The organism is Streptomyces sp. NPDC003635, assembly GCF_053587635.1.
This window is the reverse complement of record NZ_JBSFOK010000018.1, coordinates 32674-54386: the sequence shown is the minus strand read 5'-3', so window position 1 is coordinate 54386 and position 21713 is coordinate 32674. Positions and strand designations below refer to the sequence as shown.

Sequence of the window (21713 nt, the reverse complement as noted above, 5' to 3'; positions counted from 1 at the left end):
GAATCTCGAATTCCCCTTGTGTGGACCTGCTCCTGTCGTCACATCCATGTCGCACGGACCTTGCCGAATGGGTGGCCATGAAGCCCGGGAGGGGTGATCATGAGGAGACCAGAGCGCACTTCCCATGAGGAGGCACGGGTGGCCGAGACTCTGAAGAAGGGCAGCCGGGTGACCGGCGCCGCGCGCGACAAGCTCGCGGCAGACCTGAAGAAGAAGTACGACTCCGGTGCGAGCATCCGGGCGCTGGCCGAGGAGACCGGCCGCTCGTATGGCTTCGTGCACCGGATGCTCAGTGAGTCGGGCGTCACGCTTCGTGGGCGTGGCGGGGCTACGCGCGGCAAGAAAGCCGCGGGCTGACCCCGGGCGGCCCATCGGCTTCGATGGTGGCCACCCGGTCGTTCTCCCCCTGAGCCCTGGAACGGGCCCGGGGGGACCCTCAGACCGACCGGGTGGTTACTGTGCAGTCACTTAAGTGACCGCACAGCATCGGAGGCGCACCATGGCTTCGCTCGAACCGGCTCTCGACAAGGACGGCGTACGACTCACCGTCGACGACACGATCGCCACGGTGACCCTGACCAACCCCGACAAGCGCAACGCGCAGAGCCCCGCTCTGTGGCGCGCGCTGACCGAGGCGGGTCGGCTGCTGCCCGGGTCCGTCCGGGTCGTCGTGCTGCGGGCCGAGGGCAAGTCCTTCTCGGCCGGCCTCGACCGGCAGGCGTTCACGCCGGAAGGCTTCGACGGCGAGCCGTCGTTCATCGATCTCGCGCGCGGCAGCGACGACGAGCTCGACGCGACCATCGCCGAGTACCAGGAGGCGTTCACCTGGTGGCGGCGCAGTGACCTCGTGTCCATCGCCGCCGTCCAAGGACATGCCATCGGGGCGGGCTTCCAGCTCGCGCTCGCCTGCGATCTGCGCGTCGTCGCGGACGACGTGCAGTTCGCCATGCGGGAGACGAGCCTCGGCCTCGTCCCGGACCTGACGGGCACCCATCCCTTGGTGGGCCTCGTCGGTTACGCCCGGGCGCTGGAGATCTGCGCCACCGGGCGCTTCGTCACGGCCGAGGAGTCCGTCAGCACCGGTCTGGCCAATGTCGCCGTGCCCGCGGACCAGCTCGACGACGCGGTGCGCGACCTGGCGGCCGCCCTGCTCGCCGCCCCCCGGGACGCGGTCATCGAGACCAAGGCACTCCTGCGCGGCGCGACCGAGCGCGCCTACGAGGACCAGCGCGTCGCCGAACGCGCCGCTCAGGCCCGCCGACTCCGGGACCTGGCCGGCGTAGGAGAGTAAACCCCCTTTCGCAGGCACCCGTGCGAGTGACCGATCACCCGACGACGGCCGTGACCAGCACCGCCACCGTCGGGTGATCCGGCAGGGCCTGCGCCACCGCCGCGCGGACCGCGCGGGCCACGTCCACGGCCCGGTGGTCCGCGGCCACCGCGACCTCCAGCCGGACATGACGGGTCGGCAGGGCGGCCTCGACCTGCCGCTCCTCGATGTGCACCGGCCGGCCGAGGCCGCCCAGGGAACCGGTCAGGCCCGCGACCCCCGGCACCCCGAGCGCGGCCCTCGCGGCGCGTGACTCGTCGCCGTCCGCGGGTTCGCCGGCCGACGGCGGCTCCGCCGAGGCGGGCTCCGCGGTCGCGGCCTCCGCCGAGTCGTCCAGCAGGGCCGTCACCCGCAGGTCCACCTCCGCGACCATCAGCCCCAGCCGTTGTGCGGCCGCGTCCGCCAACGTCGCCCGCAGCCGCTCCGCCGCCGCCGGCAACGGCTCCACCGCCGTCGCCGCGAAGTCCGCCGACACCCGCAGGGCACCGGGCGGCAGCGCGCTCGGCGGCGGCGGTACGACGGGTTCGGGCGCCCGCTCCGGATCGGCCAGCGCGATCCGCAGCGCGCCGAGCCGTACGCCCTCCCTCTCATGGGCCGCGCGGCGCAACGCGCCCGCGGCCGCCTCGTCCGTGATCCACGCGCCGTCCCGCGGCCCGCCGAGCGGCACCAGCCTGCCGAGACCCAACTGCCGGCGCACCGCCCGCGCCCATCCGTCAGCTGTCATTCCCCCAGCCTGCCGCATCCCCAGCGCGCTCGAGCGCAACCGCACTTACCGTGGTCAAAGGAGGACGAATCGAAGGGGACGTACGGCCATGAGTGAGACCACGGAGCGTAAGCAGACTGCCGAGGCGGCCGAGCATGAAACGGCCGTGTCGACCCGGAAGCCCACCCGGCGCGGCGGCGGTGACCCGGCGACCCGAGGGCGGACCACGATCGCCGACGGTGTGGTGGAGAAGATCGCCGGACTCGCCGCGCGCGACGTGGTCGGCGTGCACGCGATGGGCAGCGGCATCAGCCGCACCTTCGGCGCGGTGCGGGACAGGGTGCCGGGCGGCGGCTCGAAGTCGGTCACCCGCGGCGTGAAGGCCGAGGTGGGCGAGGTGCAGACCGCGCTCGACCTGGAGATCGTCGTCGACTACGGCGTCTCCATCTCGGACGTGGCCCGGGCAGTCCGGGAGAACGTCGTCTCGGCGGTGGAGCGGATGACGGGCCTGGAAGTGGTGGAGGTCAACATCGCGGTGAGCGATGTGAAGCTGCCCGAGGAAGAGGAAGAGGAACTGGAGCCACGGATCCAGTGACCGGCCGACGCACCGCTGAGGGGAGCGCATGATGAGCATGGCCGTGGTCGGCATGATCGCCGGCATGGCACTGGGCTTCGCCGGGTATTTCGGCGGGTTCGGCGCCTTTCTGCTGGTGGCCGCCCTGGGGGCCGTCGGTTTCGTCGTCGGCCGGTTCCTCGAGGGGGACTGGGAGCTCGGCGACTTCTTCCACACCCGCGAAGACCGGCGCGACCGGCGGTGACGTAGGTGAGCGTCGAATCCGGCGAGGTCCGCGCGGAGCGGGCCGCTGTCGTGCCGCCCGCCGAGCGCGGCGCCACGCGGATCGCCGACCGGGTGGTGGCGAAGATCGCCTCCCAGGCGGCCCGCGAGGCTTTGGGGCCCCTGCCCGGGGCCGCGTCACCCCCGCACGCGGGGGTCGTCGTCGCCCACGGGACGGCCCGCGTCCGGGTCCACCTCGAACTCGACTACCCCACCGACATCGGCGCCCGCTGCGCCGCCGTGCGTCGTCATGTCGCCCAGCGGGTAGGCGCGTTGGTGGGCATGGAGGTGCCGGAGGTCGCCGTCCAGGTGGAGCGGCTGCACTCGGCACACGGCGCGGCACAGGGGAGGACGCGATGAGCGAGCCCCAGGGCTCCGAAGGCACCACACAACGCCTGCCGGTCATCGAGCAGGCCGGATCGGACCGGCCGGGCGCCGACCACGACCCGCCCCCCCTCCTGGACAAGGACGGCCACGGATCCGAAGGCCGCTTCTGGTCGGCCCGCCGGGTTCCGGCCGCGATCGTCGCCGTACTGCTCCTGGCACTCGCCGGACTGTTCCTCTACGACCTCGCAGCCGTGCGCGCCGGCCGGTCCGCCATGACCTGGCGCCAGGAACTGGCCGATAAGCTCGCCGAACGCCCCCTCGACGACACCTGGGTGCTCGTCGGCGCCGGCGTCGCCGCGGCCCTCGGCCTGTGGCTGATCCTCCTGGCCGCCACCCCCGGCCTGCGCGCCCTGCTGCCGATGCGCCGCACGCATCCCGACGTACGCGCCGGGCTCGAGCGGGAGGCCGCCGCCCAGGTCCTGCGCGACCGGGCCATGGAGATTTCGGGCGTGCAGTCGGTGCGGGTGCGGTCGAGCCGGAAGCGGGCCGACGTCCGTGCCACCGCCCACTTCCGCGACCTGGACGACGTACGAACCGACCTCGACGCCGCCCTCGCCGACGCCGTCCGGGGCCTCGGCCTGTCCCGGCCGCCCTCGCTGTCGGTGCATGTACGGCGGCCCGGACGGAAGGGGTGAGGACTGTGCTGCGGACCGTCAACCGCGTCCTGCTCGCCGTCATCGGCGTCGTCCTGCTGATCCTCGGCGGCTCCGTACTCGCCGTCGGGCTCGGTCTGGACCCGCCGTCCTGGTGGATCCACGACGGCACGGACGACGTCCTGCTCAGTGACTCCGAGCGCACCCGCTGGCGGGACGAGGGCTGGTGGTGGCCGGTCGTCATCGCGGTGCTCGCGGTCCTGGTGCTGCTCCTCCTGTGGTGGTTCGTCGCCGCCCTGCGGCGCCGGCGCCTGACCGAGGTCCTGGTCGACACCGGCGACGGAGAGGGTGCCCTGCTGCGCGGCCGCGCCCTGGAGACCGTATTGACCGATGAGGCGGCGACGATGGAGGGCGTGCACCGGGCGCGAACCCACCTGAGGGGCCGGAGGAACGCGCCCGCCGCCCGCGTACGACTGCTGCTGGAACCGCATGTGGACCCCGGCACGGCCCTGGCGGAGCTGACCGCGGGGGCCCTGACCCACGCGCGGGAGTCGGCGGGGCTCGCCTCGCTCCCCGCGGAGGTCAGGCTGAGGGCGGCCAAGCACCGCGCGGAGCGCGTGAGTTGACCCGGGTCCTCAGAACCCGTGCCGCATCCCGCCGTCCACCGGCACCATGACGCCGGTCAGGTAGGAGGCCGCGGGCGACAGCAGGAACGCCCCGGCGCGGCCGAACTCCTCCGGCGTGCCGTACCGGCGCAGCGGGATCCGCGACTCACTGGCCGCCCGGGTGGCCTCGGGGTCCGCGGACATGCCGTCCAGCTGGCGGACCCGGTCCGTGTCGATACGGCCCGGCAGCAGGCCGACGACCCGGATGCCCCGCGGACCCAGCTCGTCCGCGAGGGACTTGGCGAAGCCGGCGAGGCCGGGCCGCAGTCCGTTGGAGATCGTCAGGCCGGGGATCGGCTCGTGCACCGAACCGGACAGCACGAACCCGATGACACCGCCGGCCTCCAGCTCCGCCGCCGCGGCCCGGGCGAGCCGTACCGCGCCCAGGAACACCGAGTCGAACGCCGACTGCCACTGCTCGTCGGTGGTGTCGGCGACGAACCCGGGCGCCGGGCCGCCGACGCTCACCAGCACACCGTCGAAGCCGCCGAAGTGCTCGCGCGCGGCGGCGATCAACCGCTCGGGCGTGTCCGGGTCGGCATTGCCCGCGGCGACCCCCACCGCGTTGGGGCCCAGCGCGGACGCGGCCTCGGCGACCGTCTTCTCCTCCCGCCCCGAAATGATCACTTTGGCGCCCTCGGTGACGAGCTCACGCGCGGTGGCGTTGCCCAGACCCCGCGTGGCACCCGTGACGACGAACACCCGGTCCTTCAGTCCAAGATCCATGGTCCCTATCCTGCATCGTCCTGGCCGAACAGGGCGAGGGCGGTGTTCACCAGGCCGATGTGGCTGAACGCCTGCGGGAGGTTGCCCAGCTGACGGCCGCTCGCGGCGTCGTACTCCTCGGAGAGCAGCCCGACGTCGTTGCAGAGCCCGACGAGCCGCTCGAACAGCTCCCGCGCCTCCTTCGTGCGGCCCGTCATGTGCAGCGCGTCCGCCAGCCAGAACGAACAGACCAGGAAGGTGCCCTCGCCGCCGGGCAGCCCGTCGACGGCCGACTTCTCGGCGCTGTAGCGGCGCAGGAAGCCGTTGTGGCCCAGCTCCTCGTGGACCGCGTCGACGGTGCCGAGTACCCGGGGGTCGTCCGGGGGCAGGAAGCCCACGCGCGGGATGAGCAGCAGCGAGGCGTCCAGCTCGCGCGAGCCGTAGTACTGGGTGAAGGTGTTCCGCTCGGGGTCGTAGCCCTGCTCGCACACCTCCCGGTGCACCTCGTCGCGCATCGCGCGCCAGGCGTCCACGTCGCCGTCCAGCTCCGGGTCGCGTTCCACCGCGCGCACCGCGCGGTCAGCGGCCACCCACGCCATCACCTTGGAGTGCACGAACTGCCTGCGGCCTCCGCGCACCTCCCACAGCCCCTCGTCCGGCTGCCGCCACGCCGTGCGCAGGAAGTCCATCAGCGCGACCTGGAGCGCCCACATGTTCGGCTCGGAGGGCAGGCCCGAACTCCGGGCCAGCGACAGCGAGTCCATGACCTCGCCGTAGACGTCGAGCTGCAGCTGGTTCACGGCGTCGTTGCCGATCCGCACCGGGCCGGTCTCGGCGAAGCCCGGCAGCCAGGGCAGCTCCATCTCGGGCAGCCGCCGCTCACCGGCCACGCCGTACATGATCTGCAGGTCCGCCGGATCGCCCGCGACCGCGCGCAGCAGCCAGTTGCGCCAGGCCTCGGCCTCCTCCTGGTACCCGGCGGACAGCAGCGCGCCGAGCGTGAGGGTGGAGTCGCGCAGCCAGCAGTAGCGGTAGTCCCAGTTGCGGACGCCGCCCAGCTCCTCGGGGAGCGAGGTGGTGGCCGCGGCGACGATGCCGCCGGTGGGGGCGTAGGTGAGTGCCTTGAGCGTGATCAGGGAGCGCACCACGGCGTCCCGGTGCGGACCGTCGTAGCGGCAACGGGACGCCCAGGCCCTCCAGTCCCCGACGCTGGCCGCCAGGGCCTCGTGGGGGTCGATGAGCGGCGGGCGGGGCTCGTGCGAGGGGTGCCAGGTGAGGACGAACGCCACCGACTCGCCCTCGGCCACGGTGAACTCCGAGTACGTGCAGTGGTCCGCGCCCCAGGTGGGCACCTCCGGCTCGCTGCGCAGCCACGTCGCGTCCGGGCCCGCCACGGCGACCCGGTGGCCGTCGGAGCGCCGTATCCACGGGGTGATCGAGCCGTAGTCGAAGCGCAGCCGGAGCGTGCTGCGCACGGTCACCTCACCGCGCAGGCCCTCCACGATCCGCACGACGTCCGGCGCGCGGTCGCGTTGGGGCATCAGATCGGTGACGCGTACCGCCCCATCGGGGGTCTCCCATTCGGTGTCCAGGACAAGGGTGTCCTTCCGGTAGGCCCGCCGGGTACACCGGTCTGCGCCCGTGGGGGCGATGCGCCAGTGGCCGTTCTCCTCGTCGCCGAGCAGCCTGGCGAAGCAGGCGGCCGAGTCGAACCGGGGCAGGCACAGCCAGTCGATGGATCCGTCCTTGCCGACCAGGGCGGCGGTCTGCTCGTCGCCGATGAGCGCGTAGTCCTCGATTCGCGGGTGCACGGGGAGCGGCTTCCCGCGAGAACGGAGGGGTAATCCGGGGGCGGGGGCGTTCCGGCCGTACGGCTCACATGACGTCAGGCGAGCGTGGGTTCGCGTGGTGTCCGGCGCGCGGTGGGGACCGGTGGCGCCCGGCGCTCACACCGTCGCGGGTTCGGCCTCCGCCGTGGTCTGTTCGGTCTCGCGCCGGTGCCGGTCGCGCTGTTCGCGCCGGACCAGGACGACCCAGCCGACGGGGACGCCCGCGGCGAAGAGCCACCACTGGATGGCGTAGGCGTAGTTCAGCGCGGCGTCCTCGTCGCCGGGCTCGCCGAGCTGCTGCGGGGTGTCGCCCTTCGGCTGCGGCGCGGTCTGCGCGATGTAGCCGCCGAGCACCTGGGCGTCGAGGCGGCGGGCCTCCTGCTCGCTGTTGATCAGCATGATCTGCCGGTCCGGCAGCCCCGGGAGGTCCTTGATGCCGCTCGCCTCGGTCGTCTCGTCCGGCATCAGCCGGCCGGTGACGGTGAGCTCGCCGCTCGGCGGGGCGGGGACCTTGGGGAACGCCGTCTGGCTCGCGCCCCGGTCGGCGGGGATCCAGCCGCGGTTGACCAGCAGCACCTTGCCGTCGTTCAGCACGAACGGGGTCAGGACGTGGTAGCCGACCTCGTCGTCGGCGTTGGTGCGACGGCGGACGACGACCTCGTCGTCGGTGTCGAAGTGCCCCTTCGCGGTGACGGTGCGGTACCGCTCATCGGTGGTGACGGTGTGCCCGGGGGCGGTCAGCTCCGCCACCGGAACCGGCTTCGCGTGCAGCGCGTCGGCGACCAGCTGATTGCGGGCCGTGCGCTCGTCGTAGCGGTGCATCTGCCAGATGCCCAGCCTGATCATCGTGGGGATGAGCAGCAGGGCGACCAGCGTGAGGATCACCCACTGCCGGGACAACAGGAAGCGGTACACCCCACGACCGTACATCTCGGTCGTGGGGTGCGGTCAGGCGGGTCGGGGGTCACACCTTGTCGACGATTCCCACCTTTCCCTCCGCGCGGGCGCAGTGGGCGCCGCAGTACCAGTGGCCCTCGACCTCGACGCCCTGTCCGATGATCTGGACGCGGCAGTGCTCGCAGATGGGTGCCATGCGATGGATCGCACACGCGAAGCAGTCGAAGACGTGCACAGCGCCCTGCGCACGAATCTCGAAGGTCATTCCGTAGTCATTGCCGCAAACTTCGCATCTCGCCATGCGCCACAGGGTGGGCCGTCGGCGCGGAACGAGCGAGCGCGCGCGGGGCGAGTCGCACGGCAATCACCCATCCGTACGGTCACTGCTCCGACGCCGGTTCCACATCCCCGAGCAGTTGCCCGAACCCGGCCTCGTCCACCACCGGCGTGCCGTACTGCCGGGCCTTGACCACCTTGGACGTGCCCGAGTCCGGGTCGTTGGTGACGAGGAGGCTGGTCAGCCGGGAGATGCTGGTCGCCACATGCAGCCCGGCCTCGATCGCCCGGTCCTCCAGGAGGTCGCGCTCGACGGAGGTGTCACCGGAGAAGGCGATCCGCATGCCCTGCTTGAGCCTTTTGCCCTCTTCGTACCGACCTGGGTTGGGATACGGGCATGCGGGCCGTTTCCGGGAGGGGCGCCAACTCGTCGGCCGGTAACCGCCGCCGTAGCCGGACTGCTGGCGGGGCACGGCGTGGTCCGTCCACTCCGTCAGCGGGCGGCACTCGTGCAGCGGCAGCCGTACGCCCCCGGCGGCCGCGGCCTTCAGGCTCGGCCGGAACGCCTCCGCCAGCACGCGCGCGTCGTCCAGCGCGTGGTGCGCGCGCTGCTGGACCACACCGAAGTGCGCGGCCAGCGACTCCAGCTTGTGGTTGGGCAGCGGCAGGCGCAGCTCCTTGGAGAGCGCGATGGTGCACAGCCGGTGGCGCACCGGGGCCTCGCGCTTCGCGCGCGCGTACTCGCGCGCGATCATCTGCCAGTCGAAGACGGCGTTGTGCGCCACGAGCACGCGGTCCGCGAGACGGGCGGAGAACTCCTCGGCGATGTCCGGGAAGAGGGGCGCGCCCTCCAGTACGTCGCTCGTCAGACCGTGGATCCACACCGGACCCGGATCGCGCTCCGGGTTGACCAGCGTGTACCAGTGGTCCTCGACCTCGCCGCGCGCGTCCAGCCGGTACACGGCCGCCGAGATTATCCGGTCGTCCCGGGCCAGTCCGGTGGTCTCCACGTCAACGACCGCGTATCCCTTCGGATACGCGGCCGGCCACGCTGTGGGGGAGGACGCTTCGGTCGTGCGGTCTTCGAGCATGGTCACTGAGGATACGGGCCGGGACTGACAGTGCCGTCCGGGGTCCCGGCTCGGTACCCCGTCAGGTGACGGGTCGCGCCCGTCCGTTCGAGTGCGGACCGGGAGCGGGCGCCAAGTCCCTTCTCGTACCGGGCCGTCCGGAATGTCATTCTCCAGGTGTGACGGAACCAGCGCATGACGAGGCCCGCGGCGGATCGCTCGGTGAGCGGCTGAACTGGCTGCGGGCGGCGGTCCTCGGCGCCAACGACGGCATCGTGTCCACCGCCGGGCTCGTGGTCGGCGTCGCGGGCGCGACCGACGACCGGGCGGCCCTGCTGACGGCGGGCCTGGCCGGGCTGCTCGCCGGGTCCATGTCCATGGCGGCGGGCGAGTACGTCTCCGTCTCCACCCAGCGCGACTCGGAACGGGCCGCGCTCGCCGCGGAGAGACGCGAGTTGCGCGAACGGCCCGAGGAGGAACTGGCCGAGCTGGCGGACCTCCTCCGGCGGCGCGGCCTGTCCGGGGACGTCGCCCGGGAGGCGGCCCTGCAGCTCACCGAACGGGACGCCCTGCGGGCGCACGCGCGCGTGGAGCTCGGCATCGACCCGGACCGGCTGACGAACCCGTGGCACGCGGCGTGGGCGAGCTTTGTGGCGTTCACGGCGGGGGCTCTGCTGCCGTTGCTGGCGATGGTCCTTCCACCGGCCTCGGCTCGGGTGGCGGTGACGGTGGTCTCGGTTCTCGCCGCACTGGTGCTGACGGGGTGGAGCAGCGCGCGGTTGGGGGCGGCGGATCCGGGGCGGGCGGTGCTGCGGAATGTGGGGGGCGGGGCGTTGGCCATGGGGGTTACGTATGGGGTGGGGTCTTTGCTGGGGGCGGCGGGGGTGTGAGGTCAGGCGATGGTCAGGCGTTCCGGGGGGATGAGCTCTGTGCCGGTGACCTGATCGCAGTCATAGAGAACGACCTGGATGTGGGGTAGGTGAGCCAGGGGCGCCAGGTCTACGGGGCCGCAACGTGAGAGTTGGACGAGTCGTAGTCCCGGTAGCTCGGTGAGGGCAGCGACGTTGTCCACGTGCTGAGGCTTGGCGAGATAGACCGTGGTCAGGTCTTGGTGGGGCAGGAGGGCAGCGAAGTCGACGTGGGGCACGTCGAGGATCTGGAGTGTTCTCAACGGGGCGAAGGCCCCTGCCGAGATGAGCGCCTGCCACTGGTGCTCCTCGTTGATGCTCAGCCACTCGAGAGACGTCAGAGCCTCAAGTCCGTCGAGATGCACGGCGCAGGACTCACTGAAGAAGCCAAGTCCGGTGAGCTGAGGAGCGAAGGCCCATTGGTCCAGGCTCGTTTCCAGCGGTATGAAGTCCACGGTGAGGTGCCGGAGGCCGGGAAGGTCGGACAAAGGCGCCAGCGACAGCCTTTTGGCGGGCTCATAGAGATGGACGTGGGTCAACGGTAGGTCGGCGAGTGTGTCGAGGCCCGTGACGGACGCGCAGCGGTTCAGCGTCACCTCACGCAGGTTCGGCAGCGCTCGCAGTGGCGAGAGGTCGCTGACCAGGCCATTATCAATGAGCCCCAGGAACGTCAGGGACGTGTGCGCGAGGACGGCCGAAGGGATTCCGTGATCGCCGATCAGGTGCAACCCGGCGAGATCGGGCAGACGAGGCAGGAGCGCAAGCTTCTCGGCCCCGTCCATGGTCAGGAACTGGCCGGACGGGACGGTGCCTTCGAGGATCGCCTCGAAGTAGGTGACTGTATCGAACGACGGCCACGCGACGTTCAGTTGGGTGCGCACATCCCGCCGCTGGTCGGAACGGAAGCGCCTGATGACCTCCAGCGCCGCCTCACCCCCGATCAGACCGGCGGTGCGGACCACGGCCGCCGCCTCGTGTTCCGTCAGCCCATCCGGCCCGGGAAGCAGCTCCAGTACCAACTCCCCGGCTCTGACGAGCTGCTCCGCCTGTTCGAGCCTCTTCGGCGGCACCAACTCCGCCGTCCGCGTCTCCACCTCCCCCCGAACCCCAGGATCCAACTCCGGCGCATGCTCCAGACTCGCCGCCGCCAACAGCACCAGCCGCTCCCGGTACCGCCGTACCTTGTCCGCCCGCCGCAGCAACTGCCTCAGCAACCGGGTCCGTTCCTCCACGCGCGCGTGCCCGACAGCCATGCGCACCACGTCGTCCCACTGGTCGTCATGGGCGTTGCGGACCAGGACGCCGAAGTCGCGGGCCTCCACCGCCGCCTTCGCGCCCAGGTAGTCCTGGAAGGTGCGGTGGACGAAGTCCACATAACCCGGCACCGGTTCGCGCAGCAGTCCGCTGCGGATCAGGAGGTGGGTGAAGACCTGCTCGGCGTCGCCCTGTTCACGGACCTGGGGCATGGCCGCCAGCCATTCGTCCAGCATCGCGACGACGTCCTGCCGGTCCGCCTCCACCTGCTGGTTGCGGATCATCCAGTAGGCGAGCCGCTGCAGCAGGGCCGTCTGCTCGTCCCGGGACAGGGACACCCCCTCCACGGACGTGATCTCCCGCTCGGTGTCCCGCCGTACCAGCAGCATGTCCAGTGCCGCGTCGTACAGCTCCTTGCGCGCGCGGGGCAGGTGCATCCGTCGGTCCCGGTGCAGGGCGCACAGCAGGGCGCACATGAGCGGGTTGGTGGCGAGGCGACCCAGGTCGCGCCGAGTGGTCAGGGCCTCGCTCAGGCCCGCCTCGTACCGGTCGAGTTCGGCCCGCTCCGCCTCCGGGGCGCACTCCAGGCGGGCCGCGTCGTGCCAGTGCCGGACGAACGCCTTGATGTCGTCGCGTTCCATCGGCAGCAGGGTCTGTGCCGTGAAGCCCTGGGCGGCCAGCCAGTCCTCGGGGACCGCCGCGGGGCGGGTGGTGATCACGTACCGCGCTCTGGGGAACGCGGTGAGGAGGGACTTCAGCCACTTCTCCGTGCGCTCTCGCAGCCGTACGGGGACTTCGTCGACGCCGTCGACCAGGACCAACGCCCGCCCGTTGGCGAGGAGTTCCTCCGCCCAGCCGTCCGGGGCCCGCAGCGGTACGCCCGAGGCGGGGAGGAAGTCCTCGGGCATCGGCAGCCCGTCCGGCCCGTGGAAGGAGCGCAGGCGCAGGACGAAGGGCACGCAGCGGTTCCAGTCCGCGAGCTGCGGACCGAAGCTCTGCCGGGCGGCGTTCAGAGCCAGCCACTGGAGCAGGGTCGACTTGCCCGAGCCGGCCGGGCCGCGCAGCAGCAGCCGGTGGCCCGCCGTGGCGAGCGCCTGCTCCACCTTCACCGGCGTCTGCGGCTCCTGGGGCATGCCGTCGCGCTGCGGCTCGTGGCGCCGGGCGCCGCTCACCGCGAGGCTCAGATAGGCGGTGTCCAGCGCCCACTCGGCCCGGCGCCGGCCGCCCAGGGTGAGCCCGAAGAGCTCCAGCCGGGAGTGCGTCTCGGCGACGAAGCGCGCGTACCGCCCCTCGAAGTCCGACGTCTCCCCGTGCGAGCGCCCGCGGAGCAGGTCACCGGTGCGCCGCGTCTGTTCCACCGCCGCCCGCGCGGGGAACGACGGCTGCGCGGTGAGCTGTTCGACCAGGTGCTCGCAGCACAGGACGAGCAGTTCGCCGTACAGGTCCCGGGCGCGGTCGGCCAGGTCGGTGACGGGCCGCCGAAGCTCCTGCGCCAGCCGCGCCGGATCGAGGTCCACCGCGAACAGCCGGTCCGCGTCGAGCGGGCCCGCCGCCGCGAACGTGTCCTGCACGGCCGCCACCGCCGCCAGCCGCTCGTGCTCCGGCAGCGACGCGTACGCCCCCGCGATGCGCTCGCCCAGCACCCGCGCCAGCCGGTCCGGGCCCGCGGGCTTCGGCAGCGGCCGTAACGGCTTCGCGACCAGGCCCGCGCCCGGCCGTGGCGCCAGGGCCGACTTCACGACCGTCTGGACCACCGTCGACGCCAGCCGCGTCAGAACGACCTCGAACCCCTGCATCCCACCGCCCCCTCTGCCCGCATCGTAGGTCCGCCCACTGACATCGCCGGCGGCGATTGGCGGAGATCACCAACAAGTAAGCGCGTACCCCCGGTAATACTTGTGAGTAACAACCCCTAGCCGTGGCCGACCAGCGGTTCTACGGTGCCTAGCATGCCGAACCTGCCCGATGTCGTGCTGTGGTCGATACCCGCCTTCGTCCTGCTCACCGTGGTCGAGATGATCAGCGTCCGGATCCATCCCGACGAGGAGGCGGCGGGCTACGAGACGAAGGACGCCGCGACCAGCCTCGGCATGGGGCTCGGGAGTCTGCTCTTCGACTTCCTGTGGAAGATCCCCATCGTCGCGATCTACACCGCGATATACGAGCTCACACCACTGCGCGTGCCCGTCCTGTGGTGGACGGTGCTGCTCATGCTGCTCGCGCAGGACTTCTTCTACTACTGGTCCCACCGCGGCCATCACGTCGTACGCATCCTGTGGGCCTGCCACGTGGTGCACCACTCCAGCCGGAAGTTCAACCTCACCACCGCGCTGCGCCAGCCCTGGACCTCGCTGACCGTCTGGCCGTTCTACGTCCCCCTCATCGCCTGCGGTGTGCACCCGGCCGCGCTCGCCTTCTGCTCCTCGGCGAACCTCGTCTACCAGTTCTGGATCCACACCGAGCGCATCGACAAGATGCCCCGCTGGTTCGAGTTCGTGTTCAACACGCCCTCCCACCACCGTGTCCACCACGCCTCGCAGGGCGGCTACCTCGACCGCAACTTCGGCGGCATCCTCATCGTCTGGGACCGGCTGTTCCGTTCCTTCGTCGCGGAGACCGACCGTCCCGTCTTCGGTCTCACCAAGAACATCGACACGTACAACCCGATCAAGGTCGCCACGCACGAGTACGTCTCCATCGCCCGGGACCTGAAGAAGGCGCGCAGTTGGCGGCACCGGGTCGGGCACCTGCTGCGCGGACCCGGCTGGCAGCCCGCCGCCGCCGAACCGGCCCGGGAGAGTGTCTCCGCGTGACGTCGCGACGCGCTCTGCTGCTCGCCTTCGGCCTGGCCGCCGTCGTCGACCTCGGTTCCCTGGCGGCCGGCTACGACCCCGGGCATCTCGTCGCCAAGCCGCTGCTCATGCCCCTGCTCGCCGGGTACGCCGCCCGGTCGGGGGCGCCCCGGCTGCTGGTCGCCGCCCTGCTGTGCGGCTGGGGCGGCGACGTCCTGCTGCTGTCCGACGCCGAGCCCGCGTTCCTCGCGGGCATGGGCTCCTTCGCCGCCGGGCACGTCTGCTATCTCCTGCTGTTCAAGGGGCGCGGTGGCCACCAGCCGTTCCTCCTCGCCGCGTACGGCGTCGCCCTCACCACCACCGTCGCGGCCCTCTGGCCGGACCTCCCGGCCGATCTGCGCGTCCCGGTCGCCGGGTACAGCCTGCTGCTCACGGCCATGGCGTACCGGGCCGGTGCCCGGTTCGGCACGGTCGCGGGACTCGGCGGCGCGCTCTTCATGCTCTCCGACACCCTCATCGCCACCGGGGTCGCGGAGTGGCCGCAGCCGCCCCGGCCCGACCTGTGGATCATGCTCACCTATATTGCCGCGCAGTTCCTGCTCTGCACGGGCACACTCAGAGCTCTCGACGGGCGTCCCTACCCGGCGGCGACGTACGGTGAGGTGCGCTCGACCATCCCCTGAGCGCAGTTCACGACACCGCAGGAGAACCTCCCATGCGCGCCACCACCATCCACGCCCCGTACGACATGCGGGTGGCGGACGTACCCGACCCCGTCGTCCAGCGGCCCACCGACGCCGTGGTCCGGGTGCTGCGCGCCTGTATCTGCGGCAGCGACCTGTGGGCCTACCGCGGAGAGGCGGCCCGGCAGTCGGGGCAGCGGATCGGGCACGAGTTCCTCGGGGTCGTCGAGGAGACCGGCTCCGAGGTCTCCGGGGTGCGCACGGGCGACCTGGTCGTCGCGCCCTTCATGTGGTCCGACGGCTCGTGCGACTACTGCCGGGAGGGCCTGACGACCTCCTGCGAGCACGGCGGCTTCTGGGGTTCCGTCGGCTACGACGGCGGCCAGGGCGAGGCCGTGCGCGTGCCCTTCGCGGACGGCACCCTCGTCAGGCTGCCCAAGGACGCCGTCTCCGACGAGCGGTTGCTGGCCGCCCTGCTGACCCTGTCCGACGTCATGGGCACCGGCCACCACGCCGCCCTCGCCGCGGGCGCCCGTCCCGGCGCCACGGTCGCCGTGGTCGGCGACGGCGCCGTCGGCCTGTGCGCCGTGCTGGCCGCCAAGCGGCTCGGCGCCGAGCGGATCGTGGCACTCGGCCGCCACCAGGTCCGCACCGACATCGCGCGCCGCTTCGGCGCCACCGACGTCGTCGCCGAGCGAGGAGAGGCCGCCGTCGAGGCCGTCCGCGCACTCACCCGCGGCCAGGGCGCGCACGCCGTCGTCGAGGCGGTCGGCACCGAGCAGTCCATGCGTACGGCCGTGAGCATTGCCCGCGACGGCGGCGGCATCGGCTTCGTCGGCGTGCCGCACGGCAGCGGCACCGGACTCGACCTCGGGGTGATGTTCGACCGGAACATCGCCCTGCGTGGCGGCGTCGCCCCGGTCCGCGCCTACCTGCCCGAGCTGCTGCCCGACGTGCTGGAGGGCCGCATCGACCCCTCGCCGGTCTTCGACATGACCGTCGGCCTGGAGGGCGTGCCCGAGGGCTACAAGGCGATGGACGAGCGGGTGGCGCTCAAGGTGATGGTCACCCTCTGAAACCCCGGGCGACGATCACCATCTGATCGGCACCGGCAGCGCCGTCAGCAGCCCCGACACCGCCACGACCACCCCCAGCGCGACGACCTCCACGCGCGCGGGGGCGCAGGCCGTGAGCGGGTCGGGGGCCCGGCTCAGCCGGACCCGCGCCCACAGGGCGAGCGCCGCGACGGCCGCCACCAGCAGCACCTTGGCCAGCAGCACGCGCCCGTACGCCGTGGTCGTCAGCTGCTCGACGATCGTCTCCGACGGCATCCGGCGCAGCGAACTGCACACCCCGGTCGCCGTGATGGCGGCGAGCAGAACGGCCGCCACGCGCGCGTAGAGCCCGAGCAGTGCCGCGCCCGCCTTCGTCGGAGCCCCGGCCCGCAGGCGCCGCAGGACGTGCAGCAGGCCGCCCGCCCACAGCGCCGCGCACGTCAGATGGACCAGGGTCAGTCCGGAACCGAGGAGCGGGGCGTGCTCGGTGGGCGGATGCGCGCGCAGCGCCTCGGCCACGACCACCGCGGACAGGGGCCAGACCTGGGTGCCCGGACGCCGGGACAGCGCGCACAGTCCCGCCACGGCGAAGGCGTTGACCTCCAGCAGGGCCAGCTTGCCGTCGCGGGTGGCGTACAGGCCGCCCACGTCGAGGTCGGAGAGGCTGTCCGGCACCAGATTGCCCGTCGACACCACCGAGGCGAGCCCGAGGGCGGCGAGGAAACCGGCGCCGGCCGCGTACGGCGCCCAAGGGCGAGGCGCGGCCGGGGGAGCGCCGGGCAGGAAGCGGGCCAGCCGGTTCACGAACAGCTCGCCCAGCTGAACGCACAGCGCGGCGAACAGCACCGTCCGCAGCAGCGTGATGCCGCGGGTGCCGGGCGCGGCGGCCTCCCCGGTGTCGTGCAGGGCGGCGGACGGGCCGAGCAGCGGGATCAGCGCCCCGAGCGCCACCAGGACGAGGACGGCGACGGCCCGGCCCGTACCGGGGCGCCGCGGGCGTTCGCCGGGGTCGGCCGCCCCCGACGTGGGTCGTATCAAGGTCACCTCATGATCTTCACCAGTTGTCCCAGAACCGGGCAAGCGCAGGAAAACAACTGGCGGTACGGCATTCCGGCCATGAGTACGTTTTCGGGCTCCGCTACGACTCACGTCCACCGCGCGGGATCGGTTCCCCACACCCCGGGCGGCCGTGCCCAGTCCGCCGGCCCGCCCTCGAACGCCACCGGCGGCAGGGCGTACCGCAGCCGCCCGAGCGCACTGTCGGTCTCGCTCAGCCAGGGTCCGGGCCCGCCGTAAGCCGGCCCGTCCGCGTCCCCCGCCTCGATCCCGGTCATGAGCCAGTGCGCGGTGCGCGCCAGCGCCAGCCGTACGAGCCTGCCGCCGCCCTCCTCGTGCCGCTCGGTCAGGGCGCGCAGGACGGCCGCCGCCAGCAGGTACCCGGTGCCGTGGTCGAGCGCCTGCGCGGGCAGCGCGCCCGGCGCCTCTCCCGCCCCCTCCAGGAGGGAGATCCCGGTGGCCGCCTGCACCAGGCTGTCGAAGCCCCGCCGGCCACCCCAGGGCCCGTGGGCGCCCCACGCCGACACCTGCGCCACGACCACCCCCGGCCGACGCTCCGCGAGGGCGTCGGGAGCGAGCCCGAACCGGTCCAGGGCGCCCGGCCGATACCCGGTGACGACCACGTCCGCGGCCGCCAGCAGTTCCTCGAAGGCCTGCCGGTCCGCGACGAGATCCAGCACCGCGGACCGCTTCCCGAACCCTGTGTCGGCGTGCTGGTCGGGCAGTTCGGGGCACCGGGGCGAGTCGACGCGCAGCACGTCCGCGCCCAGCAGGGCCAGGGTGCGGGTGGCGACGGGTCCCGCGACGACCCGCGTCAGGTCCAGCACGCGCACCCCGTCGAGCGGGAGCGCCGCACCGCCCGCCGGAAGCGCACGCGCGCGTGCCGAGTCCAGCCGTTGCCGTTCCACCAACGGCAGCCCGCCCACCACGGCCGCCTGCGGATGTCCGGCCCACTCCTCGGGCGTACGCACGGCGACGGCGAGCCCTCCGGCCGCGTTCACGGCCTCCTCGACCTCCAGCGCGGACCGCTCCGCCACAGACTCCGGGTGCCCCGTCACCGCCAGCAGCCGCTCCCGGTGATGCGGGTAGTTGGCGTGCGTGCGCACCCACCCGTCCGCCGTACGCCAGAACCGCGACAGCGGGGCGAAGTTGACCGGCGCCCGCCCGTTGATCAACAGATGGCGCTCGCTCAGGAACGCCGTGGCGACGGCCCCGTCATCCACGCGCACGTGCGGCACTTCGGCGAGCCCGGCCCGCCGTGCCCCCAGCTCGGCGGCGGCCAGCGCGCACGCTCCCACACACGCGCGGGCCAATTGACGTACGGGGAGGCGCCCCTGAAGAGCGCCTCCCCGCACCACGGTGGAGATCCGCGCGAGAAGAGCGGGGTCACCGCCCAGCGCGGACCAGGCGTACGCGACGTCGGTCATGACTGCACTATGCAGTATTGACCGAATCAACGTATGGACCGGCTACTTGGTCACCGCGTCCAGCGCGTCCGCCGTGCCCCACCCGTAGAACCCGTTCCGGTTCTTCGTGCCCTCGCACACGGCGTCGATCTTGCCGTCGCCGTCGATGTCGTACGGGTCCGTGCACGGCGTGGCGTCCGCCTCGGCGTACAGGAGGGCCTTGACCAGGGCCGGAGGGGCCTTCGGGTGCGTCGACTTGATCAGCGCAGCCACACCCGCGACATGCGGGGACGCCATCGACGTGCCGGCCATGTAACCCCACTTGCCGCCGGGCAGCGTGCCGAGGATCAGGCCGCTGGTGGCCGGTGGGGCCGGGGTCTGGAAGCGGGTCGAGTCGCCGCCGGGTGCGGCGATGTCGATCACGCCCAGGCCATGGTTGGAGAAGGACGACTTGATGCCCTTCGCGCCGGTCGACGCCACCGTCACGACGCCCGGCAACTGGGTCGGTATGTCGAGGCACTCGGAGGGGTCGACGACCCGGTCCGAGGGCGTGCCGTCGTTCGGGGACACCGGGTCGGTGATCTCGTCGGCCGCGAGGTCGTAGTTCTCGTTGCCGGCCGCGGCGACGTTGACCGCGCCCTTCTTCTCCGCGTAGCGCGAGGCCCGGGCGACGGCGTCGACGAGCGCGCGCTGGTCCGGGTCGTCCGTGCAGTTGAAGTACCAAGGGTCGGTGTAATAGCTGTTGTTCGTCACGTCGACGCCGTGCTCGGCCGCCCACACGAAGCCGCACACCACGGCCTCCGTGTAGAAGTACCCGGCCGTCGTCGACACCTTGATCCCGGAGACCTTCACGCCGGGCGCGACCCCGGTCATGCCGACGCCGTTCTTGGCGGCCGCGATCTCCCCGGCCACATGCGTGCCGTGCGCGCTCTCCGTCGGTCCCGGCCGCCAGGCGCCCTCGGAGGTGTCCGGCTTGCCCGTCACGCAGTTGACCGACGCCTCACGGTCGAAGTTCGGCGCCAGGTCGGGGTGGGTGTCGTCGACGCCGGTGTCGATCACCGCGACGGTCACGTCCTTGCTGCCCAGCGACTTCTCATGGGCCTGGTCCGCCTTGATGGCGGGCAGGTCCCACTGCAGGGGCTGCAACGGGTCCTCGCCGTCGACGGCCTCGACGGCCGCGGCCTCGGCCGCACTGATCACCTTCGGCGTACCGACGTCCGTCGTCGACTGCGCGGGCAGCGGCGCGTGCCGCGTGTTGCCCGCCGAGGCCACCCCGGGCACCTCGCGCAGCGTCTTGGCGAAGTCCGGGTTCGCCGAGTGGACCACGATCACGCCGATCTGGTCGTACGACGACACGATCGTGCCGCCGGCCTCGGCGATGGCCCGCTCCACACGCGGCGAAGGGCCGTGTCCGGAGCGGAGGTTGACGACATAGCTGAGCGCGGTCGCGTCAGCCTCCGGCTCGGCCGCCACCGACACGTTCGGCAGGAGGGCGAGCGCCGTGGCCATGACCATCCCGGCGGGGACGGCCAGTGCACGGCGAGAGCGCGGGAAGTGCGCTGTCATGGTGTCCTTCACTCCTGTCCGGTGGGTCACTTGACCGCGCGCAGCGCGTTGACGATGCCGAACCCGTAGAAGCCGTTCACGCGCGAGCCGCCCTCGCACACCGCGTCCTGCGTGCCGTCGCCGTTCTGGTCGTAGGACTCGGGGCAACCCGGGTTGTCCGCCTGCGCCTTGAGCAGCGCCTGCAACTGGGATCCGGTCGCCCACGGGTGCTTGGACTTCAGCAGCGCGGCCACACCGGCGGCGTGCGGCGAGGCCATCGAGGTGCCCTGCAGGAAGGCGTACTGCCCGTTCGGCATCGTCGACAGGATGCGCCCGTTCTTCGAGGGCGTGTCGGGTATCTGGTACAGCCGGTCACCGCCCGGCGCGGCGACGTCGACGACGCCCTTGCCGTACGAGGAGTAGTAGGACTTCAGGTTCTGCACGCCCGTCGCGCTGACGGTCACGATGCCCGGCAACTGGGTGGGCACGTCGTAGCACTCGTGCGGGTCGATCGTGCGCTCCACCGGGGTGGAGTCGTCCGGGCTGGTGGTGTCCACGATGGCGTCCGAGTCCAGGTCGTGGTTGGAGTTGCCCGCCGAGGCCAGGTGGAGCAGACCCTTCTTCTGCGCGTACAGCTGGGCCCGGTTGACCGCGTCGACGATGGCCCGCTGGTCGGGGTCGTCCATGCAGTTGTACAGCCACGGGTCCACGTAGTAGCTGTTGTTCGTGATCTCGACTCCGTGGTCGGCCGCGAACACGAAGGCGCAGACGACGCTCTCCGGGTAGAACAGCCCGTTGTCCGGGTCGCTCACCTTGATGCCGGACACCTTGACGCCCGGGGCCACACCCGCGACACCGATGCCGTTACGCGCGGCGGCGATCTCACCGGCCACGTGCGTGCCGTGGTAGTCGTCCGCGGTGTACGGCCGCCAGGCGCCCTCGCTGGTGTCCGCGACACCGCCCACGCAGTTGGCCGACTGGGACTTGGAGAAGTTCGGCGCGAGGTCCGGGTGGGTGTCGTCGACGCCGGTGTCGATCACGGCGACGGTCACCTTGCTGCTGCCCGGGTTGATCTTCGCCGCCTTGTCGGCGCCGATCGCCCGCAGGTCCCACTGGTCGGCCTCGAGGGGCTCGCTGTCGGGGGCGGCGGCGTCGGCCGCCCGCGCGGCCTGAGCGTCGGTCAGGAACTGGGCGGCGCCCTGGTCGGTGGTGCCGGCGGCGGTCAGCGGCGCCGTACGCGTGGCACCGGCCGACTGGACCCCGCGCACGGCACGCATCTGCTTGCCGAAGTCGGGGTTGGCGGAGTGGGCGACGATCACCCCGATCTTGTCGTACGACACCACGACGGTTCCCCCGGCCGTGGTGACGGCCTTCTTCACCGACTCGAGCGTCCGGCGGTCCGTCGTGGTGTTCACGACGTAGGCCAGCTTCGGCGCGTCCGCCGTCTGCGCGGTGGTCTCCGCGAGCGGGGCGGCCGTCGCACCGGTCGGCAGGAAGCCGAGCGAGGCGGTCAGCGACAGCACGACGGGGACGGCCAGAGCGAGTCGGCGTCTGGAAGGCAGATGAGCCATGGGATCTCCACATCATCCGGAAACGGAACCTGCCCGAGGCACAGGTGGTGCTCGGGCAGGTACATGACGGGCGTGCAGGGTGAAGCTATCTCCCCGCCTCGCTGGCCAGCAATGACCAGCCACAGGTGAGTTCGGAAAGAAGTGAACCGGGTT

At 72.1% G+C, this 21713-nt stretch carries 22 protein-coding genes; 11 read left to right on the top strand and 11 right to left on the bottom strand.

What is annotated here, in order from left to right:
• The first annotated feature begins 138 nt into the window (after nucleotides 1-138).
• Nucleotides 139-357, top strand: coding sequence for a helix-turn-helix domain-containing protein (locus tag ACWDRW_RS18845; protein ID WP_019758351.1), 219 nt, complete (start codon nucleotides 139-141; stop codon nucleotides 355-357).
• 142 nt (nucleotides 358-499) lie between these two features.
• Entirely contained in the window at nucleotides 500-1291 is a 792-nt protein-coding gene (locus ACWDRW_RS18840) for an enoyl-CoA hydratase/isomerase family protein (protein WP_451724506.1), read from the top strand.
• 34 nt (nucleotides 1292-1325) lie between these two features.
• Here the strand turns inward: ACWDRW_RS18840 and ACWDRW_RS18835 are convergent, their stop codons facing one another.
• Nucleotides 1326-2054: a nucleopolyhedrovirus P10 family protein gene (locus ACWDRW_RS18835; protein ID WP_451724503.1), complete on the bottom strand. Its 729-nt coding sequence runs from the start codon at nucleotides 2052-2054 to the stop codon at nucleotides 1326-1328.
• 88 nt (nucleotides 2055-2142) lie between these two features.
• Here ACWDRW_RS18835 and ACWDRW_RS18830 point away from each other — a divergent pair, with 88 nt between their 5' ends.
• The 5 genes from ACWDRW_RS18830 to amaP are packed head-to-tail and all read left to right on the top strand — an operon-like array spanning nucleotide 2143 to nucleotide 4474.
• A complete protein-coding gene (locus ACWDRW_RS18830) occupies nucleotides 2143-2628 on the top strand; it encodes an Asp23/Gls24 family envelope stress response protein (protein WP_451724501.1) in 486 nt (161 codons plus the stop codon).
• A 31-nt stretch (nucleotides 2629-2659) separates the two neighbouring features.
• Nucleotides 2660-2851: a hypothetical protein gene (locus ACWDRW_RS18825; RefSeq protein WP_451724665.1), complete on the top strand. Its 192-nt coding sequence runs from the start codon at nucleotides 2660-2662 to the stop codon at nucleotides 2849-2851.
• 5 nt (nucleotides 2852-2856) lie between these two features.
• Nucleotides 2857-3228: an Asp23/Gls24 family envelope stress response protein gene (locus tag ACWDRW_RS18820; protein ID WP_451724498.1), complete on the top strand. Its 372-nt coding sequence runs from the start codon at nucleotides 2857-2859 to the stop codon at nucleotides 3226-3228.
• Entirely contained in the window at nucleotides 3225-3890 is a 666-nt protein-coding gene (locus ACWDRW_RS18815) for a DUF6286 domain-containing protein (RefSeq protein WP_451724497.1), read from the top strand. Before ACWDRW_RS18820 ends, ACWDRW_RS18815 begins: the two co-directional genes overlap by 4 nt.
• The gene (gene amaP, locus ACWDRW_RS18810) at nucleotides 3887-4474 is read left to right on the top strand and encodes an alkaline shock response membrane anchor protein AmaP (protein WP_451724496.1); all 588 of its coding nucleotides are present in this window, start codon (nucleotides 3887-3889) and stop codon (nucleotides 4472-4474) included. Before ACWDRW_RS18815 ends, amaP begins: the two co-directional genes overlap by 4 nt.
• 9 nt (nucleotides 4475-4483) lie before the next feature.
• On the opposite strand, the gene ACWDRW_RS18805 is transcribed toward amaP, so the two are convergent.
• From ACWDRW_RS18805 to ACWDRW_RS18785, 5 genes are all read right to left on the bottom strand, one after another.
• Complete coding sequence (locus ACWDRW_RS18805; RefSeq protein ID WP_451724494.1) at nucleotides 4484-5239, bottom strand: SDR family oxidoreductase; 756 nt, start codon at nucleotides 5237-5239, stop codon at nucleotides 4484-4486.
• A 5-nt stretch (nucleotides 5240-5244) separates the two neighbouring features.
• Complete coding sequence (locus ACWDRW_RS18800; RefSeq protein WP_451724493.1) at nucleotides 5245-7029, bottom strand: glycoside hydrolase family 15 protein; 1785 nt, start codon at nucleotides 7027-7029, stop codon at nucleotides 5245-5247.
• Between the two features lie 135 nt (nucleotides 7030-7164).
• Nucleotides 7165-7962 (bottom strand): SURF1 family cytochrome oxidase biogenesis protein, encoded by a 798-nt coding sequence (locus ACWDRW_RS18795; protein WP_451724492.1) that lies wholly within the window; start codon nucleotides 7960-7962, stop codon nucleotides 7165-7167.
• Between the two features lie 49 nt (nucleotides 7963-8011).
• Nucleotides 8012-8245 (bottom strand): hypothetical protein, encoded by a 234-nt coding sequence (locus ACWDRW_RS18790; RefSeq protein WP_315883292.1) that lies wholly within the window; start codon nucleotides 8243-8245, stop codon nucleotides 8012-8014.
• Nucleotides 8246-8324: 79 nt separating this feature from the next.
• On the bottom strand, nucleotides 8325-9311 hold the full coding sequence (locus ACWDRW_RS18785; protein WP_451724491.1) for a DEDDh family exonuclease: 987 nt from the start codon (nucleotides 9309-9311) through the stop codon (nucleotides 8325-8327).
• Nucleotides 9312-9469: 158 nt separating this feature from the next.
• On the opposite strand from ACWDRW_RS18785, the gene ACWDRW_RS18780 reads away from it, so the two are divergent.
• The gene (locus ACWDRW_RS18780; RefSeq protein WP_451724490.1) at nucleotides 9470-10180 is read left to right on the top strand and encodes a VIT1/CCC1 transporter family protein; all 711 of its coding nucleotides are present in this window, start codon (nucleotides 9470-9472) and stop codon (nucleotides 10178-10180) included.
• Between the two features lie 2 nt (nucleotides 10181-10182).
• Here ACWDRW_RS18780 and ACWDRW_RS18775 read toward each other — a convergent pair whose 3' ends face one another.
• Complete coding sequence (locus ACWDRW_RS18775) at nucleotides 10183-13248, bottom strand: NACHT domain-containing protein (RefSeq protein ID WP_451724488.1); 3066 nt, start codon at nucleotides 13246-13248, stop codon at nucleotides 10183-10185.
• 153 nt (nucleotides 13249-13401) lie between these two features.
• Between ACWDRW_RS18775 and ACWDRW_RS18770 the strand changes: the two genes are divergently transcribed.
• From ACWDRW_RS18770 to ACWDRW_RS18760, 3 genes are read left to right on the top strand one after another with little or no spacing between them, the layout of a single operon-like run.
• Nucleotides 13402-14265 (top strand): sterol desaturase family protein, encoded by an 864-nt coding sequence (locus ACWDRW_RS18770; protein WP_451724486.1) that lies wholly within the window; start codon nucleotides 13402-13404, stop codon nucleotides 14263-14265.
• On the top strand, nucleotides 14262-14927 hold the full coding sequence (locus ACWDRW_RS18765; protein ID WP_451724485.1) for a lysoplasmalogenase: 666 nt from the start codon (nucleotides 14262-14264) through the stop codon (nucleotides 14925-14927). The genes ACWDRW_RS18770 and ACWDRW_RS18765 overlap by 4 nt, the downstream gene beginning before the upstream one ends.
• Nucleotides 14928-14959: 32 nt before the next feature.
• A complete protein-coding gene (locus ACWDRW_RS18760; protein WP_451724483.1) occupies nucleotides 14960-16003 on the top strand; it encodes a zinc-dependent alcohol dehydrogenase family protein in 1044 nt (347 codons plus the stop codon).
• A gap of 15 nt (nucleotides 16004-16018) precedes the next feature.
• Here the strand turns inward: ACWDRW_RS18760 and ACWDRW_RS18755 are convergent, their stop codons facing one another.
• The 4 genes from ACWDRW_RS18755 to ACWDRW_RS18740 all read right to left on the bottom strand — a co-directional run bounded on the left by ACWDRW_RS18755 (nucleotide 16019) and on the right by ACWDRW_RS18740 (nucleotide 21560).
• On the bottom strand, nucleotides 16019-17026 hold the full coding sequence (locus ACWDRW_RS18755; RefSeq protein WP_451724480.1) for a CopD family protein: 1008 nt from the start codon (nucleotides 17024-17026) through the stop codon (nucleotides 16019-16021).
• 101 nt (nucleotides 17027-17127) lie between these two features.
• A complete protein-coding gene (locus tag ACWDRW_RS18750) occupies nucleotides 17128-18465 on the bottom strand; it encodes a CoA transferase (protein WP_451724478.1) in 1338 nt (445 codons plus the stop codon).
• Nucleotides 18466-18507: 42 nt separating this feature from the next.
• Nucleotides 18508-20010, bottom strand: coding sequence for a S8 family peptidase (locus tag ACWDRW_RS18745; RefSeq protein ID WP_451724476.1), 1503 nt, complete (start codon nucleotides 20008-20010; stop codon nucleotides 18508-18510).
• A 26-nt stretch (nucleotides 20011-20036) separates the two neighbouring features.
• Entirely contained in the window at nucleotides 20037-21560 is a 1524-nt protein-coding gene (locus ACWDRW_RS18740; protein ID WP_451724475.1) for a S8 family serine peptidase, read from the bottom strand.
• Between the last annotated feature and the right edge of the window lie 153 nt (nucleotides 21561-21713).

Coding starts and splice junctions, on each gene's coding strand:
- ACWDRW_RS18840 (WP_451724506.1), top strand. CDS start 500: ATGGCTTCGCTCGAACCGGCTCTCGACAAGGACGGCGTACGACTCACC.
- ACWDRW_RS18835 (WP_451724503.1), bottom strand. CDS start 2,054: ATGACAGCTGACGGATGGGCGCGGGCGGTGCGCCGGCAGTTGGGTCTC.
- ACWDRW_RS18830 (WP_451724501.1), top strand. CDS start 2,143: ATGAGTGAGACCACGGAGCGTAAGCAGACTGCCGAGGCGGCCGAGCAT.
- ACWDRW_RS18825 (WP_451724665.1), top strand. CDS start 2,660: ATGAGCATGGCCGTGGTCGGCATGATCGCCGGCATGGCACTGGGCTTC.
- ACWDRW_RS18815 (WP_451724497.1), top strand. CDS start 3,225: ATGAGCGAGCCCCAGGGCTCCGAAGGCACCACACAACGCCTGCCGGTC.
- ACWDRW_RS18805 (WP_451724494.1), bottom strand. CDS start 5,239: ATGGATCTTGGACTGAAGGACCGGGTGTTCGTCGTCACGGGTGCCACG.
- ACWDRW_RS18790 (WP_315883292.1), bottom strand. CDS start 8,245: ATGGCGAGATGCGAAGTTTGCGGCAATGACTACGGAATGACCTTCGAG.
- ACWDRW_RS18785 (WP_451724491.1), bottom strand. CDS start 9,311: ATGCTCGAAGACCGCACGACCGAAGCGTCCTCCCCCACAGCGTGGCCG.
- ACWDRW_RS18775 (WP_451724488.1), bottom strand. CDS start 13,248: ATGCAGGGGTTCGAGGTCGTTCTGACGCGGCTGGCGTCGACGGTGGTC.
- ACWDRW_RS18770 (WP_451724486.1), top strand. CDS start 13,402: ATGCCGAACCTGCCCGATGTCGTGCTGTGGTCGATACCCGCCTTCGTC.
- ACWDRW_RS18760 (WP_451724483.1), top strand. CDS start 14,960: ATGCGCGCCACCACCATCCACGCCCCGTACGACATGCGGGTGGCGGAC.
- ACWDRW_RS18750 (WP_451724478.1), bottom strand. CDS start 18,465: ATGACCGACGTCGCGTACGCCTGGTCCGCGCTGGGCGGTGACCCCGCT.
- ACWDRW_RS18745 (WP_451724476.1), bottom strand. CDS start 20,010: ATGACAGCGCACTTCCCGCGCTCTCGCCGTGCACTGGCCGTCCCCGCC.
- ACWDRW_RS18740 (WP_451724475.1), bottom strand. CDS start 21,560: ATGGCTCATCTGCCTTCCAGACGCCGACTCGCTCTGGCCGTCCCCGTC.